Source organism: Qipengyuania oceanensis, assembly GCF_009827535.1.
Classification (GTDB): Bacteria; Pseudomonadota; Alphaproteobacteria; order Sphingomonadales; family Sphingomonadaceae; genus Qipengyuania_C; species Qipengyuania_C oceanensis.
In genome coordinates this window covers 65,866-81,115 of record NZ_WTYN01000001.1, presented here as the reverse complement: position 1 = coordinate 81,115, position 15,250 = coordinate 65,866, and the positions used below count along the sequence as shown (strand labels likewise).

Sequence of the window (15,250 nt, the reverse complement as noted above, 5' to 3'; positions counted from 1 at the left end):
TCGTGACCAGGACTTCCGATCGCGTCGGCATCCTCGAGAAGCTCGGATACGGTCAGGGCGACTTAGCGTCGTCCCTGTTCATCAATTTCTTCAACATCTACCTGCTCTACTTCTTCATCGAGCTGGGTGGAGTTGCTCCGGCGGCGGTGGCGCTGATGCTGCTGCTGACCAAGCTGTTCGACGCGGTGACCGACCCGGCGATGGGCGCACTGGCAGACCGGACGCGAACACGCTGGGGCCGCTATCGCCCGTACCTGCTATGGGGAGCGATCCCCTTCGGCCTCAGCGGAGCGGCGATCTTCGCCGCCCCGGACCTGTCGCCCGGTGCAATGCTGGCCTGGGCCTATGTAACCTATACGCTGACCATGGCCGCCTACACCGCAACCGGCGTTCCCTATTCCGCGCTGATGGGCGTGATCTCGCCGAGCGCCGACACGCGCGCCTCGGTCGCATCCTACCGGATGATCTTCTCCGCACTCGCCGTGGTGCTGGTGGCGGTCGTCGCGACCACGCTCGTGCGCGAACTCGGCGCAGGAGACGAGCGGCGCGGGATCATGCTGACGATGTTTGTGATCGCCGCGATCGGCGCTGCGAGCCTCATGCTGACATTCGCCACCACCAAGGAGCGGATCCCTCCCGCCGAAACCAACGGCGCTGTGCTCGACGATTTGAAACTGCTCGTCCGCACGCCTGCATGGATCGCGGTAGCCATAGCCGCCATCCTGACCCCTGTGGCGCTTGCCTCTCGCGCAGGCAGCGCCCTGTTCTGGTTCCGGTACGTGGCAGGCGACGATGGCGAGCCGGTATTCGGTTTCCTCGACCGGATCGGATTGTTCTACAGCGCCTTCGCGCTGGGCCAGTTGCTCGGCGTCGTCTTGGCCGGAGCGATGGCAAGGCGGTTCGACAAGGCCCATTTGCTGGTCCTGGCAGGGGCGATCGAGATCGCTGCCATCGTCGTCTTTCACCTGATGCCGGTCGACGCCGTCTGGCCGCAGACCATCGCCCAGCTGTTCGTGGGCATCGGGCTCGGGATGATGATGGTGCTGGCCTATTCGATGTTCACCGATATCGCCGAGTACCTCGAATGGACGAGCGGCCGGCAGATGACCGGGCTGGCAGTCTCTGGGGCGGTATTCGCGATCAAGACCGGCGTCGCGATCGGTGCGGCCCTCCCCGGCGCGCTCTTCGCCCTGACCGGTTTCGAGGCCGGTGCCGTCCAGAGCCAGGGCGCGCGCTTCGGAATCGATCTGGCCTTCGCCATCGTGCCCGCGGCGATGATCGTTCCTGCCGGCCTGGCGATGCTGTTCTACAAGCTCGACCGCAGCACGATCGCGGCGATGGAAGCCGACCTCGCCGAGCGGCGCGCCGCGTCTTGACCGGCGCTACCAAAATGCGCTCCAACCCCTTCCCTTGCTCGTCGTAGGCGCTATAGGGGCGCGCACCTGCTGGGGTGTAGCCAAGTGGTAAGGCACCGGTTTTTGGTACCGGCATTCGCAGGTTCGATCCCTGCCACCCCAGCCACTCCCCCCGAATTCCGTCGCAAATTGTAATAGCGCGGGCTTTAGGCCTTCGCTTACGCGGCAGGTCTGCTATTGCGATCCAATCGCAATAAAGGATGATTCATGCGCAAAATTCTGATCGCTGCCACCATTTCAACGTCGGCTCTTACTCTTGCTGCCTGTTCCGGCGGTGCCGATGAAGCGGCAACCGAGGAAACGGCAGCAGCCGAAGTGGAGGCACCCGCAGCAGAAGCTACTGCCGATGCAGCCGTGCTCGACGCCAGCACTGCCACGGCCGAGCAGCTCGCCGCCATCGAGGGCATGACGCCCGAACTCGCCGCAGCTGTCGTTGCCGGCCAGCCCTATGCCAGCGCCACTGCCTTCAACGCGAAGCTGATGGAAACGCTCGACGAAGCGCAGGCCGCCACGGTCCGCGAGAAGGTCTTCGTCCCGGTCGATCTCAATACCGCCACGCGCGAGGACATCGAGCTGATCCCGGGCATGACCCCCAAGATGGTCCACGAGTTCGAGGAATATCGTCCTTACGCGGACATGACCGAGTTCGACCGCGAGATCGGCAAGTATGTCGACGAAGCGGAAGTCGCCCGCTTCCGCCAGTACGTCACGCTCTGATGCGCGACCTTCCGCGTCGTTGCTGCCGCTGCAGCGCGACGCGGAGCAATTCGATCGCGGCCAGGATCCCGGCGTGGATCCAGGCCGTGGTCGGATCGAACGCCGACCAGATCCAGTGCAGGAACGCCAGGATCGCGGCCGGGTAGACCAGCCGGTGCAGGGCTTTCCACGAGCGTTTCATCGCCCGCATCGACAGATCATTCGAAGTGACCGCCAGCGGCACGAACAGGGCGAGCGCCAGCCATCCGGCGATGAGGTAGGCATCCGAAGCCTCTGCCAGGATCGTGGTCAGCGAGGCCTTCTTCCACAAATAGACGAGCGTGTGGCCCGCTGCGTAGGCGAAGCTCGCAACTCCCAGGTCCCGCCGGCGCTTGAGTAGCCAACCTGTCCACCCTTGCTTGCGAAACAGCAGGCGTAGTGGCGTTACCGCCAGCGTCGCCATCAACAGCCAGGCTGCCCAGTCGCCACTGTCCCCGATCGCGTGGCCGTAGCCGTAGACATCGGGCGCGAACGTCCACCGGCCAAGCATCCAGATGCCCGGCAAGGCGAGCACCAGCCACAGCAGCAAGCGGGAGCGCGTTACGGGAATGGCTCAGCCTTTCAGCCGCGTGGCATGCCAACGGACGTGGTCGGCCATGAAGCTGGCGATGAAATAATAGGAATGGTCGTACCCTTCCTGCATCCGGATCGTCGCACCGATGCCCGCCATCTCGCAGGCCCGGGCAAGGCGGTGGGTCTGGAGTTGCTCTTCTAGAAAGTTGTCCGCTGTCCCCTGGTCGACCAGAAGTTCCGGTAAGCGCGCGCCGTCCTCTATCAGTGCGACCGCGTCATATTCGCGCCAGCGGGCACGATTATCGCCGAGATAGCGGCCCAGCGCCTTCTCGCCCCACGGCACTTCGCTCGGCGCGACGATCGGAGCAAAGGCGCTTACGGAACGAAAGCGACCGGGATTGCGGAGGCCGATCGTGAGCGCGCCATGCCCGCCCATCGAATGGCCGGTTATGGCCTGCCGCGTCATGTCCACGGGGAAGTTCGCTGCAAGGAGATCAGGCAGCTCGCTCTCGATATAGCTGCGCATGCGGTAGTGCCTGGACCATGGCTCACGCGTTGCATCGACGTAGAAGCCCGCGCCCTTTCCGAAATCGTATTCGTCGGCGGCATCCGGCACATCCTCGCCGCGAGGCGAGGTGTCCGGCGCGACGAAAATTACGCCGTGTTCCGCGCAGGCAGCCCGATACTCGCCCTTCTCGGTGACATTGGCATGCGTGCAGGTCAGCCCCGAAAGATACCACAGGACAGGCATGATCGCTCCCTCGTTATGCGGCGGGACGAAGACCGAAAAGGTCATCCCCGTCCCTGTCGCTTGCGACGAGTGCGAGTAGACGCCCTGCGTGCCGCGGTGAGCGCGATTCTCGCTGACCGTTTCCAGTATCATTCGAGGTCCTTCTTCGGGATTGCTGCGGTCATCGGTCGATGCCCCCAATGGGATAGCAGCCGGAGGATGTCGGGGCCGGACAGGCCCACGGTCGCTGTATTGCGGAGCGGATGCACGTTGACGAGTTCCGCTTGCGCCAGGGCCGCGTCGATGACGCAGATTAGGGTGCCGGGTTCGGCATTGATCATCGCGAGCGGCGTCACCGATCCCGGCGCGATTCCGATCAGCCGCTGCATGTCTGCCGGATTGCCGAAGCTGACCCGCTTGCAGCCGATCGCTGCAGGCAGGGCTTTCAGATCGACCGGCGCCTCGCCCGGGACGGTCAGCAGCCAGAACGCTCCGCCCTTGTCCTTCAGGAACAGGTTCTTCGTGTGGAGGCCGGGTATGCTCGCCTTGATGCCGTGGCTTTCTTCTACCGTGAAGACCGCCTCGTGCTCGTGCAGCTCGAAAGGGATACCGAGTGCGGCGAGGTCCGCATAAAGCCGTGCCTCGCCGCCCATGGACCGGTTACGCGCCTTGGTGGATGCCGCAGATCTTGTGTCCGTCGAGATCGCGGAAATAGCTCAGGTGCATCGGTCCCATCGAGCCGTTGCGAACGCCTGGCGGATCCTCGATGCTCGTGCCGCCGGCTTCGACCGCGACATCGTGCAGTTCCTTGACCTTTTCGCCCGAACCGCAGCGAAAGCCGATGGTCGACCCGTTGGCGCAGCTTGCCTCGGCCCCGTCGATCGGCTGGGTGATCGCGAAGACGCTGCCGTCATGGATGAAGAAATAGCGGACGTTGCCGTTGGCATCCTCGTTCCGCATCGGCTCCGGACAGCCCAGCACGCCGAGTACCTTGGTGTAGAACTCCTTCGACTTCTCGATGTCGTTGCAACCGATCATGATGTGATTGAACATGGCTCTCTCCTCTTTTTCTGCCTTGCTTCAGTAGACGACCACGCTGCGGATGCTCTCACCCGCATGCATCAGGTCGAAGCCTTTGTTGATGTCTTCCAGCGACAGCACGTGGGTGATCATGGGGTCGATCTGGATTAGCCCGTCCATGTACATGTCGACGATCTTGGGAACGTCGGTGCGCCCCTTCGCTCCGCCAAAGGCCGTGCCGCGCCAGTTGCGCCCGGTCACCAGCTGGAAAGGCCGCGTGGAGATCTCCTTGCCCGCTTCGGCGACACCGATGATGATCGATGTTCCCCACCCGCGGTGGCAGCATTCGAGCGCGGTGCGCATGACCTCGGTATTGCCGGTGGCATCGAAGCTGTAATCCGCACCGCCATCGGTCAATTCCGCCACCCTGGCGATCGTGTCCTCGCGGCTCATGCCCTTGGTGTTGAGGAAATGGGTCATGCCGAAACGGCGGCCCCATTCTTCGCGCTCGGGATTGATGTCGATGCCGAGGATGACGTTTGCTCCCGCCAGCTTCGCGCCCTGGATCACGTTGAGGCCTATTCCACCCAGGCCGAAGACGACCACGTTGTCGCCGGGCTGTACCTGCGCGGTCTTGGTCACTGCGCCGACCCCGGTGGTCACGCCGCAGCCGATATAGCAGCTGGTCTTGAACGGCGCGTCCTCGCGGATCTTCGCCACGGCGATTTCCGGCAGGACGGTGAAGTTCGAGAAGGTGGAGCAGCCCATGTAGTGGAAAATCGGCTTGCCCTGGTAGGAGAAGCGCGTCGTTCCGTCGGGCATCAATCCCTTGCCCTGGGTTGCCCGGATCGCGGTACACAGGTTGCTCTTGCCCGAAAGGCAGGTTTTGCACTTGCCACACTCGGGCGTGTAGAGCGGAATGACGTGATCGCCTTCCTTCACGCTGGTCACGCCCGGTCCGACCTCGCGCACGATCCCTGCACCCTCGTGTCCGAGAATGGACGGGAATATGCCTTCAGAATCCAGCCCGTCGAGCGTGTAGGCGTCCGTGTGGCAGATGCCCGTCGCCATGATCTCGACCAGCACTTCGCCCGCCTTGGGCCCGTCGAGATCGACTTCCACGATCTCCAGCGGCTGCTTGGGTTCGAAGGCTACGGCGGCACGGGTTTTCACGAAGGTCTTCTCCCTGGAAATCGACTCCTGCCTAAAGAGCCGAAACGCAAGGTGCAACGCGAGAGATCGCGGGTTCGGGTCAGTCGGCCCCGGCCGCCTCGACCGACATGGGCTTGCCCGTGGCCAGCTCCTCCTCGATCCGCGTGAAAGCCGAGTGGCTGCCGCTGTCGGCGTCGAGTACGTCGGTCGCGAAATAGGCGACGCCCGTTCCGGCCTCGCGGTCGATCCAAAGGCCCGACTTAAGGCCATAGGCGCTTCCCGCGTGTCCCACCCTTTCGCGCCCGTCGGCAAAGGGATCGTCGCGGCAGCCATCGACAGAAGTCGCCAGAGTCTGCGTCGCCAGGCCATAGCGGCACATGAAGCCTGCATGCGGGTCGCCCGCCTCCTGCGTCTCTCCGTTCGTCCCGTCATAGGTCCAAACAGGTTCGAGCATGGTCTCGACCGATTCCGGCGAAAGGAGCGTCACGCCGTCATACATTCCGTCATTGAGCAGGAACTGGCCGATCCTTGCCAGTCCCTTGACCGATATCCTCAGCCCGCCTTGCGGCGAAAAGATCGCCCCGTTGCGACCCGCTTGCCAATTGGCGTCGATGTCGCAGCTGCCGTCGCGCGCAGGCGTCACCGCACAGGCAGCCGCCGGATCGCGTTGCTCGTCCTTGGTCGGCTGACGCTCTCGGTAGAGCACCACTCCGCGCGACCATTGCTCTTCGCCGCACGTGCTCCAGTTGAAGCAGCCGTCGACCCTGGCAGGTTTCAGCACAAGCCGATCGACCAGCCGGTCGAAGCGCTCACCCGTCGCCAGTTCCATCACAGAGGCGACGACGGGAAAATTGAAATTGGTGTAGCGGAAGAACGTGCCGGGTGCGTGCTCGGCGTCCCAGGCCGCGGGCTGGGCCAGGACATGCGACATGTCCGCGTCGAGCGGCAGGACGTAGTCGATCCGGTCGGTCAGGCTGGAGGTGTGGGATAACAGCAACCGCAAAGTAATCGGCTTATTCGGAAAAGCCGGATTGCGAATACGCCAGCCGAGCGTTTCGGCAACGTCGGCATCGAGATCGAGCACTCCGTCCTCCACCAGCCGCATGACCGCCATGGCGACCACGAGCTTTGAGATAGAGGCAACACGCACGGGATCGTCGGCCGTCAGCGGCCGGCCGGACGCGAGATCGGCAACGCCAGCGGCCTCGACTGCGGTCAGATCGTTCCGGTCGAACGTCGCCCGCGCTTCGGCGAGCGGGCTCTGGCGGGGCGTCGCGGGATCGTCAGCGGCCATTGCCGGCAAGGCCCCGATCATAAACGCCAAGACAATCAGGGCTGTACATTTTCCCGCCATGGTTTCCCGATCCTGAAATGCGACCTGCCGGGCAGATCCGACGGCCACGTTGGCCGCAATCGCGTCCAGTGAAAATCCGCGCCCGGACAACTTAGTCCCAAGCTGTTGCCCGAAGGAAACTGTTTTGAGGTCGGCTGGACCAGCGTGGTCAGCGAAGGAGACGCATTTCCTTCGTCTTTTCTGAGGCTTATTCGCCTCGGATGCATCGCGGTTATGGACGGTCGAAAGTCGTTTATAGCGCCTTGCAACTCGGCCTCGATCTAATGCACAACGAAATCACACAACACCTAAGGGGGGTTTCGTAATATGAATGCTTCGTTTCGATCGGCGCTAGCGACAGGATGTGCCTTCGGGGCCATGGCGCTTGCTGTTCCGGCCCACGCCCAGGATCCCGAAACCGTCACCCCTGTAGAAGACGCCATCGTACAGGAAGACGCAGGCACCATTCTCGTCACCGGTTCGCGCATCAAGCAGGACCCGACCCGCAGCGCACTGCCGCTCGAAATCCTGGTGCCTGACGATTTGTCGCGCGAAGGCATCAGCAGCCCCGAGCAGTTGATTTCCTATCTGACCTCGAACGGTAACGGCGCGGACAACCTCGCTTCCAACACCGACGTGACCAGCGGCGCCCAGCGCGGCACCAACGGCCTGTCGGCCGCCAACCTGCGCGGCCAGGGTTCGTCCGCGACGCTCGTCTTGCTCAACGGACGCCGCGTTGCCGCGCACGGCCTGACCGGCTCTGCCGTCGACGTGAACCAGATTCCCTTCGCCGCGCTCGAGCGGGTGGAAATCCTCAAGGACGGCGCCTCCGCTATTTACGGTACGGACGCCATCGGCGGGGTGATCAACTTCATCACCAAGACCGATTTCGAAGGCGTCGCGGTGTCGGGCTTCACCGACATCACGCAGGAAGGCGACAGCCCGATCTACCGGATCACCGGGACGGTCGGCTACGGCGACCTGGCCGACCAGGGCTTCAACATCATGGCCTCGGTCAGCAAGAGCTGGCGCGGCATCCTGCGCGGTTCGGAGCGGGACTTCGTCAACACCAACCAGCCGGAACGCGGCCTTTCGGTCGACACGCGTGGTACCCCGATCGCGACCGTCATGCCGAACGGCACGCCGCTGTTCAACGCGCTCGCACCGCAGGGCAGCCTGACCGGTGGCGTGACGCTGCCGATCCCCGGCCAGCCGTTCAACTCGACCGGTGGCATCAACGTGCTCGATTTGCCGGGCGGCGCGGGATGCGAAAGCTTCGACGGCGGGATGCCCTACGATCACGAGCTGTGGGCATTCAACGGTGCCTATTACGCCTGTGCGTGGGACACGGGCCGCGCTGCGATCCTGCAGCAGCCGATCGACACCTTCACCTATTACACCCGCGGAACGCTCGCTTTCGGTTCGCACCAGCTGTCGGCCGAAGTGACGGGTTCGGAAGCGGATTCGTCCAAGCAGTTCTCGTCGAACCAGTATGCCGGCAACACCACGACGACGCCACTCTTCTACCCGCTCAACGACATCACGCGCGACACCTACAACTCGATCTACGACCAGATCGCGGCGGTATTCCCGGCGATCGGTGCGGTCGGTGACCGAACGGTTGACGCGACCGGTCGGTATGGCCGGCCGATCGCCTATCGCTGGCGCTGTGTGCAGTGCGGCCCGCGCGAGTATCAGACCAATACCAAGACGTTCCGTGCAGGCGCCTATCTCGACGGGCCGCTGTTCGGCGATTGGGACTACAGCACCGGTATCTCTTACGCAGAGAGCAAGGCGGTCTCGACGCTCGGTTCGGGCTACGCCTATCGCGGGATCTTCTCTTCGACGGCAGCTGCCGCCGCTTCCGGCCAGGCTGGCGCATTCCGCGGCGGCCCGGACTATCGTGCACCGACGGCACCGGGCGCCACCTACCCGGGTATCGTCGGCCTGCTCAACAGCGGTATCCTGAACCCCTTCTCGATCGAGCAGACCCCTGAAGCCCTGGCTGCTCTCGAAGCCGTTTCGGCTTCGGGCGTCCGGCTCTACGGCGGCAAGTACGACGTCTGGCAGGCCGATGCCTCGATTTCGGGCTCGCTCTTCGAGCTTCCTGCCGGTCCCGTCCAGATCGCCCTCGGTGCCGACTATCGCCGCGAAGGCTACAGCTTCAACGGCTCCTCGGCAGCCGAACTGGACCGGGCGGAGATCTTCAACGTCGCATTCGACAACGACAACGCGCTGGCCACCAAGAAGCGTACCGTCAAAGCCGTCTATGCAGAAGTTCTCGTCCCCGTGTTCGACATGCTCGAGGTTACGGGTGCGATCCGCATGGACGATTACAGCGGTTTCGGTACGACCTGGAACCCGAAGTTCACCGCGAAATTCACGCCAACCGACTGGCTGATGTTCCGCGGCTCTTACAGCACCGGTTTCCGGGTGCCGAACTTCAACCAGATCTTCAACGGCCAGTCGATCTCGCCCAACCCCGGCAATACGCTGGTCGATCCCACGACCTGCCCGTCGGGCGTGGTCAGCTCCGATCCGGGCTGCTCCGCGATCACTCCGGAAACGATCCGTGGCGGTAATCCGAACCTCGGGCCCGAAACTTCGGAACAGTACTCGGTCGGCGTCGTGATCCGTCCGGCTCCGATGTGGAGCTTCTCGGCCGATTACTGGTCGATCGCGGTCGATGACACCATCGGCCTGCTCTCGCTCAGCCAGGCGCTCGACAACTACGAGTTCCTCGATCCGGCCCGCTTCACGCGGACCAATGGCGAGCTGACGCTGGTCGACCTGCGCTACGACAACCTCGGTGCCCGGCGCACCAAGGGGATCGAGTTCTCCGGTCGCGGGGGCTTCGACCTGGGCCGCGGGATTCTCGACATCGGCATGGACGGCACGCTGCTTCTCAAGAAGAAGGAAAAGGCGGTTCCGATCGCTCCCTTCGAGGATCAGCTCGGCGTCTTCAGCTTCTCGGGCGATCTCGGCCTCAAGTGGAAGCACAACGCCTGGATCAGCTACGAACAGGATGCGTGGAGGCTGACCTTCTCGCAGATCCATCGCAGCGGATACGAGAACTATGCCCTGCCGGGCATCGCCAACGGCTCCGTAACGCGCCCGGGCTACAACGAGCGTGTGGATGCCTACACGATCTACAATGCAACCGCGTCGGTGGACATCGACGAAGCGTTCAAGCTGACCTTCGGCGTCCGCAACGTCTTCAACACCGATCCGCCGTTCGCCATCACTTACGACAGCAACTCGGGTGCCGGTAGCTCGTGGGAGCCGCGTGTGGCCGACCCGCGTGGCCGCTCGTTCACGGTGCTGGCCGAGGTCAAGTTCTAGGCCGAATGGACAAAAAAGGGGGAGGCGCCGGGAGGAAACTTCCGGCGCCTTTTTCTTTGGCCGGCCGACAAGCCGCTGAGTGGCGGGGCTGAAGGCCTATCCGCCCCAGAAACCGGGCCGCGCCGGATAAATGTAACCGTTCTCGCCGGTCACACCCCCGTCGCGGTCGTTCGACAGCCACAGCGGCCCGTCTAGATCGACGAAGCGGCAACGCGGGGCCAATGCCATCGCCGGGACGATCGACAAGGACGACGAGATCATGCAGCCGATCATCAAGCCGATGCCGCGCGCCTCGAGCGCCGCCGCGAGTTGCAACGCACCCGTCAGGCCGCCCGTCTTGTCGAGCTTGATGTTGCCGACCGTGTACCCGTCGGGAAGCGCGGCGAGGTCGTCTGCCGTGTGAAGCGATTCATCGGCCGCGATGGCGATCTGCGAGCGATAACCACGCAGCCCCTCGTCCTGGCCCGCCGCAAGCGGCTGCTCCAGCAGGTCCACGCGCAACTCGGCCAGCAAGTCCTGCAGCCCTTCGACTTCCGCCATTGTCCAGCTCTCATTGGGATCGACGATCATTTTCGGTTGCGGAGCAGCCCGCCGCACTGCACGCAATTGCGCTCCCGGATCGTTTGCATCGACCTTGACCTTGAGGAGCGGAGCATTCGCGAGCAGGCCCGCTGCCTCGGCCATGCGCTCTGGCTGGTCGAGCCCCACGGTCATGGCGGTGACGATCCTGTCGGCGCGACCGAGGCCGGCGACACTCTCCACGGTTCGCCCGGCCAAGCGCAGTCCGAGGTCCCACAAGGCGCAATCGAGGGCGTTGCGCGCTGCGCCAGCCGGCATCGCGTCGAGCAATTCCTCGCGCCCCGCCCCACTCTCAATCGCCGCCTCGACCTCGGCAATCTGCGCGAGGGCGGACCCGACACTTTCGCCGTAACGCGGATAGGGCACGCCCTCGCCGCGCCCGGTCACCCCGCCTTCCGAGATCGAGACCGTTACCACGTCCGCAGCGGTCTTGACCCCGCGCGAGATACGGAACGGCCTGGCAAGCGGCAGAGCCTCGCCACTGGCGGTCAGGCGGCGCTGCGCCATGGTTTCAGGCGACTGCCTGGATGCCGGACTCATCCTTGGCCAGCAGCTTGTCGAGAATGGCCTCCACCCCGAAGCGGTGGGGATCGGTGCATGGCAGGTCGAGCGAGGCACCGATCGTGTCGCACAGGCGGCGCGCCATGTCCTCGCCCATCGACGAGGTATCGAGTGCGATGCCGACGGCCCGCACGTTCGGGCTGGTCAGCCGGGCCGCCGCGAGATTGGCGGCAAGGCACTCGGCAAGGTCGGGCAAGGCATAGCCGGGCAGGTGCCGCATGTGCTCGCGCGCCGGGTTATGGCACAGCACCAGCGCCTGGGGCTGGGCACCGTGCAGCAGGCCGAGCGAAACCCCGGCGAAGGACGGGTGATAGAGCGATCCCTGTCCCTCGATGATATCCCAGCCAGCATCGCTGCGTGCAGGGGCGAGTTCCTCGATCGCGCCCGAGATGAAATCGGCAGGTACGGCATCGAGCGGGACGCCGGCCCCGGCGATGAGAATACCGGTCTGTCCCGTAGCGCGGAAATCCGCTGTGACCCCGCGCTCGGTCAGCCCCTTCACCAGGCTGAGCGAACTGTACATCTTGCCGACCGAACAATCCGTGCCGATGGTCAGCAAGCGGTTGCCCGTGCGCGGTGCGCCGGTCGCCACGCGCAGATCGGGCGACGGCTTGCGAACATCGTGGAGCTTGCGGCCTAGACGCCGCGCCGCCCCAGTGATGGCGGGCTGGTCGGCCAGCTGCTGGTGCAGCCCGGCTGCGAGATCGAGCCCCGCCTCCATTGCCGCGAGCGCATCCTCGATGACTGGCTTTGCAAACGTTCCGCCGGCATTCGCAATTCCGAGCACGAGAGTCTTCGCGCCCTGCTGCACGGCCTCGGCAAAGGTCAGGCGCGGCAGATCAAGCGTCAGCGGGCAATCGTCATGGCGAAACTCGCCGACGCAGATCTCGCGGCGGAACACGGCGATGCCCCGCGAAGTCTTGATCTCCACGGGATCGGTGGAATGCCCCAGGTAGAGGAGGTACGGCGTCTCGATACTCATGTCGCAATTGTCCCTGTCCAGCGGCCAAGACTAAACAGGTAGCGAACGCTCGCCCAGATACTGCGCGCAGGCGATCTTATAGCCGAACCTTATGGCCGCGCGCGCCCGCAAGCCCTCACATCTCGTCCAGAACTTGCGACAGGAGTTCGAGAAAATCGTTCGCGGCGTGTGGAGGTGGCCGGTTCTCCAGGTGCACCGCGTTGATGTTGAAGGTCAGCGCGGGCTGGAGCGGTCGATTCACAAGCCCCTCGGCGATCGATGCCTCGGCGGTGAAATTGTCGACGATCGCCATGCCGAGGCCCGCTCGCACTAGGCCGGCAGCGACATAGTAGGTCCGCGCCGAAATCGATTCGGTCAGGGCGATGCCGAGACGATCGAGCTCGGCTGCCAGCAAGTCCCCGATCGGTCCGCTCTGCACCGGGCTGATGATGTCGCGCCCTTGCAGATCTTCGAGATGCAGCCGCGGCGGGGCATCGGGGAAATCCTCCTCGCGGAACAGCACGACCAGCTCCCCCTCGCCGATGACCTTGTGAGTGACCGGGGCCGATGCGGGCACATCGAAGCTGATCGCGATGTCGGTCGTGCGTTCGTAGAGGCGCCGCAGGATGTCGTCGTGATGCGCGGTCTGCAGGTCGAACAGAATGCGCTCGTGCCCCTCGATATACCGCGCGACCGCCTTGGGAATGGCTGCCAGCCCGAGCGACGGCAGCGACGAAATCCGCAGCAGGCCGCCCTCGCCCTTCTTGAGGTTCTGGCATGCCCGCCGGAACGAGCGAACCCGGTCTTGGACATCGGACACTTCCTCGAACAGCGTCCGTGCGTCCTGCGTCGGGATAAGGCGGCCCTTGGCCCGTTCGAACAGGGTCAGGCCGATCGATTGCTCGGCATGGCGCAGCACCTTCGTTACCGAAGGCTGAGACACGTTCAGCGCGCGCGCTGCAGCGCTCACCGTGCCGTGCAGGTAAACGGCGTGGAAGATCTCGATCTGGCGCAGGTTCATCGCGTTCGGACCCTATCGTGCGGGATCGGTCATTGAAAGGGGCGAGCATTCCAACGGGCTATGCAACTGGCGCAAGGCGAATGTGGACAAGAAGCCGTCGATCCGGAAGTGTCGTCTCCGGCGCATCACGCGGCGGATTGCCACTACGCCAAGCCGGGAGTTCAAGACATGCAGCGACAAAGCATCCCGGCCCTCACAATGGCACTCGGCTCCACTATCGTGCTGGCATTGCTCGGTGGCTGCACGAGCGTCACCCCGCCAGCAGAACCTGTGGACGTCGTGATTTCCGGCGGCACGGTCTACGATGGCAGCGGTGGCGAGCCGTACCTCGGCGATGTCGCAATGCGCGGCGACCGGATCGTCTATGTCGGGCCGCAACGCGACCTTGCTGCACGGCGCACGATCGATGCGCGTGGCATGATCGTCGCACCCGGCTTCATCGATCCGCACACCCATGCCGAGGTATTCCTGAACTCGCCGGACCCGGAACAGCGGGTCAACGCGGCCTGGCTCGCGCAGGGCGTCTCCACGGTGATGATCGGGGTCGACGGCGGGGGCTCGCCGGACATCGCACAAGCCGCCGATAGGCTCGAGACCGGCGGGATCGGGACCAACGCGGTGCCGTTCGTGGGCTTCGGAGCGGTCCGCAGCCGGGTGATGGGCGAGGAAGACAGGACACCGAGCGGCGCCGAGCTTGCCGCCATGAAGGAACTCGTCGCCCAAGCCATGTGCGACGGCGGGAGAGGGTTCTCGACCGGTCTGTTCTACGCCCCGCAAAGCTTTGCCGAGACCGGGGAAGTAATCGAGATCGCGCGGGAGGCAGCCATTCGCGGCGGCATCTACGATACCCACCAGCGCGACGAATCCAGCTATTCGATTGGCTTGCTGGCTTCCGTGGCCGAAGTCATCCGGATCGGTCGGGAGACCGGGATGCCGGTCCATATCGCGCATATAAAGGCACTGGGGGTCGACGTTCAGGGACAGGCTCCGGCCGTCATAGCGATGGTCGAGAAAGCACGCGCGCAGGGCATCGAGGTGACCGCCGACCAGTATCCCTGGCTTGCGTCTGGAACCAGCCTGGAGGCCTCGCTCCTTCCGCCTTGGGCGCTCGACGGCGGCAACGACGCGCTTCGCCTGCGCCTGGCGCAACCCGACGAGCGCGCACGCATGAAAGCGGACATGGCAGAGAACCTGCGCCGTCGCGGCGGTGCCTCGGCCATGCTGCTGACTTCGCCGGACTTGGCATGGACTGGTAAGACCCTTGCGCAGATGGCTGATTTGCAGGGGGGAAATGCGGTCGATACGGCGCTCGCGATCATAGCGCGGAGCCTGGAGCACGGCGGCGGGCAGACCAACGTCGCCTCTTTCAACATGGCTCATTCCGATGTCGACCTATTCATGCGGCAACCGTGGGTCGTGACGGCATCGGACGGGTCGAACGGCCATCCGCGCATGTATGCGACATACCCGGAAAAATACGACGCCTACGTGCTCGATCGCCGGACCATCGATCTCGGAAATTTCATTCGCCAGTCGACCGGCAAGGTGGCCGACATCTACGGGATCGAGGAGCGCGGCTATCTCAAGAGCGGATACTTCGCCGATGTGCTGGTGTTCGATCCGGGCGGCTACGCGCCTCGCGCCGACTACTTGAATCCGCGCGAACTGGCTACCGGAGTGACCGCCCTGTTCGTCAATGGCGCGCTGGCGGTCGAGAACAGCAACCCCACCGGAACGACGGCCGGCCGCGTGCTCCTGCGCCCCGCGCCGGCGAATTGTCAGGTCAGGCCGCGATAGCCGGCGGCTATGGCGCTCCCCTGCCTATCTATTCGTGCGCCGGTGTGCCGTGCCGATAGGATCGGAGAGG

13 protein-coding genes and 1 tRNA gene are annotated in these 15,250 nt (G+C 64.3%); 5 read left to right on the top strand and 9 right to left on the bottom strand.

The features are described from left to right. Positions 1 to 2: 2 nt before the first annotated feature. The 3 genes from GRI48_RS00360 to GRI48_RS00350 all read left to right on the top strand — a co-directional run bounded on the left by GRI48_RS00360 (position 3) and on the right by GRI48_RS00350 (position 2,132). Positions 3 to 1,376 (top strand): glycoside-pentoside-hexuronide (GPH):cation symporter, encoded by a 1,374-nt coding sequence (locus tag GRI48_RS00360; protein ID WP_160669765.1) that lies wholly within the window; start codon positions 3 to 5, stop codon positions 1,374 to 1,376. A gap of 70 nt (positions 1,377 to 1,446) precedes the next feature. Continuing rightward, positions 1,447 to 1,521: transfer RNA gene (locus GRI48_RS00355), tRNA-Gln, on the top strand. Positions 1,522 to 1,622: 101 nt separating this feature from the next. Next, the gene (locus tag GRI48_RS00350; RefSeq protein ID WP_160669762.1) at positions 1,623 to 2,132 is read left to right on the top strand and encodes a ComEA family DNA-binding protein; all 510 of its coding nucleotides are present in this window, start codon (positions 1,623 to 1,625) and stop codon (positions 2,130 to 2,132) included. On the opposite strand, the gene GRI48_RS00345 is transcribed toward GRI48_RS00350, so the two are convergent. The 6 genes from GRI48_RS00345 to GRI48_RS00320 all read right to left on the bottom strand — a co-directional run bounded on the left by GRI48_RS00345 (position 2,122) and on the right by GRI48_RS00320 (position 6,880). Continuing rightward, positions 2,122 to 2,700 (bottom strand): protein-methionine-sulfoxide reductase heme-binding subunit MsrQ, encoded by a 579-nt coding sequence (locus tag GRI48_RS00345; RefSeq protein ID WP_237451666.1) that lies wholly within the window; start codon positions 2,698 to 2,700, stop codon positions 2,122 to 2,124. The two genes, GRI48_RS00350 and GRI48_RS00345, sit on opposite strands and share 11 nt — an antisense overlap. Before the next feature lie 24 nt (positions 2,701 to 2,724). Next, positions 2,725 to 3,567 carry an S-formylglutathione hydrolase gene (gene fghA / locus GRI48_RS00340; RefSeq protein WP_160669759.1) on the bottom strand — a complete coding sequence of 281 codons (843 nt, stop codon included), beginning with the start codon at positions 3,565 to 3,567 and terminating at the stop codon, positions 2,725 to 2,727. Continuing rightward, positions 3,564 to 4,067, bottom strand: coding sequence for a prolyl-tRNA synthetase associated domain-containing protein (locus GRI48_RS00335; protein ID WP_160669756.1), 504 nt, complete (start codon positions 4,065 to 4,067; stop codon positions 3,564 to 3,566). Before GRI48_RS00335 ends, fghA begins: the two co-directional genes overlap by 4 nt. A gap of 7 nt (positions 4,068 to 4,074) precedes the next feature. Beyond that, a complete protein-coding gene (locus GRI48_RS00330) occupies positions 4,075 to 4,467 on the bottom strand; it encodes a VOC family protein (RefSeq protein WP_160669754.1) in 393 nt (130 codons plus the stop codon). Between the two features lie 27 nt (positions 4,468 to 4,494). Next, a complete protein-coding gene (locus tag GRI48_RS00325) occupies positions 4,495 to 5,607 on the bottom strand; it encodes an S-(hydroxymethyl)glutathione dehydrogenase/class III alcohol dehydrogenase (RefSeq protein ID WP_160669751.1) in 1,113 nt (370 codons plus the stop codon). Positions 5,608 to 5,686: 79 nt separating this feature from the next. Then, the gene (locus GRI48_RS00320) at positions 5,687 to 6,880 is read right to left on the bottom strand and encodes a serine hydrolase domain-containing protein (protein WP_160669748.1); all 1,194 of its coding nucleotides are present in this window, start codon (positions 6,878 to 6,880) and stop codon (positions 5,687 to 5,689) included. Positions 6,881 to 7,297: 417 nt separating this feature from the next. Here GRI48_RS00320 and GRI48_RS00315 point away from each other — a divergent pair, with 417 nt between their 5' ends. Next, positions 7,298 to 10,261 (top strand): TonB-dependent receptor domain-containing protein, encoded by a 2,964-nt coding sequence (locus GRI48_RS00315; protein WP_160669745.1) that lies wholly within the window; start codon positions 7,298 to 7,300, stop codon positions 10,259 to 10,261. A 96-nt stretch (positions 10,262 to 10,357) separates the two neighbouring features. Here the strand turns inward: GRI48_RS00315 and dgcA are convergent, their stop codons facing one another. From dgcA to GRI48_RS00300, 3 genes are all read right to left on the bottom strand, one after another. After that, positions 10,358 to 11,347 carry an N-acetyl-D-Glu racemase DgcA gene (dgcA, locus tag GRI48_RS00310; protein ID WP_160669742.1) on the bottom strand — a complete coding sequence of 330 codons (990 nt, stop codon included), beginning with the start codon at positions 11,345 to 11,347 and terminating at the stop codon, positions 10,358 to 10,360. 4 nt (positions 11,348 to 11,351) lie between these two features. Further along, on the bottom strand, positions 11,352 to 12,383 hold the full coding sequence (dgcN, locus tag GRI48_RS00305) for an N-acetyltransferase DgcN (RefSeq protein WP_160669739.1): 1,032 nt from the start codon (positions 12,381 to 12,383) through the stop codon (positions 11,352 to 11,354). A gap of 115 nt (positions 12,384 to 12,498) precedes the next feature. After that, a complete protein-coding gene (locus GRI48_RS00300; protein ID WP_160669736.1) occupies positions 12,499 to 13,383 on the bottom strand; it encodes a LysR family transcriptional regulator in 885 nt (294 codons plus the stop codon). A gap of 168 nt (positions 13,384 to 13,551) precedes the next feature. Between GRI48_RS00300 and GRI48_RS00295 the strand changes: the two genes are divergently transcribed. After that, positions 13,552 to 15,180, top strand: a complete 1,629-nt coding sequence (locus tag GRI48_RS00295; protein ID WP_160669733.1) for an N-acyl-D-amino-acid deacylase family protein — start codon at positions 13,552 to 13,554, stop codon at positions 15,178 to 15,180. The last annotated feature ends 70 nt before the right edge of the window (positions 15,181 to 15,250 follow it).

Excerpts from the sequence above, each read along its gene's own strand:
- GRI48_RS00350 (WP_160669762.1), top strand. The coding sequence starts at position 1,623 with ATGCGCAAAATTCTGATCGCTGCCACCATTTCAACGTCGGCTCTTACT.
- fghA (WP_160669759.1), bottom strand. The coding sequence starts at position 3,567 with ATGATACTGGAAACGGTCAGCGAGAATCGCGCTCACCGCGGCACGCAG.
- GRI48_RS00335 (WP_160669756.1), bottom strand. The coding sequence starts at position 4,067 with ATGGGCGGCGAGGCACGGCTTTATGCGGACCTCGCCGCACTCGGTATC.
- GRI48_RS00330 (WP_160669754.1), bottom strand. The coding sequence starts at position 4,467 with ATGTTCAATCACATCATGATCGGTTGCAACGACATCGAGAAGTCGAAG.
- GRI48_RS00320 (WP_160669748.1), bottom strand. The coding sequence starts at position 6,880 with ATGGCCGCTGACGATCCCGCGACGCCCCGCCAGAGCCCGCTCGCCGAA.
- GRI48_RS00315 (WP_160669745.1), top strand. The coding sequence starts at position 7,298 with ATGGCGCTTGCTGTTCCGGCCCACGCCCAGGATCCCGAAACCGTCACC.
- dgcA (WP_160669742.1), bottom strand. The coding sequence starts at position 11,347 with ATGGCGCAGCGCCGCCTGACCGCCAGTGGCGAGGCTCTGCCGCTTGCC.
- dgcN (WP_160669739.1), bottom strand. The coding sequence starts at position 12,383 with ATGAGTATCGAGACGCCGTACCTCCTCTACCTGGGGCATTCCACCGAT.
- GRI48_RS00300 (WP_160669736.1), bottom strand. The coding sequence starts at position 13,383 with ATGAACCTGCGCCAGATCGAGATCTTCCACGCCGTTTACCTGCACGGC.
- GRI48_RS00295 (WP_160669733.1), top strand. The coding sequence starts at position 13,552 with ATGCAGCGACAAAGCATCCCGGCCCTCACAATGGCACTCGGCTCCACT.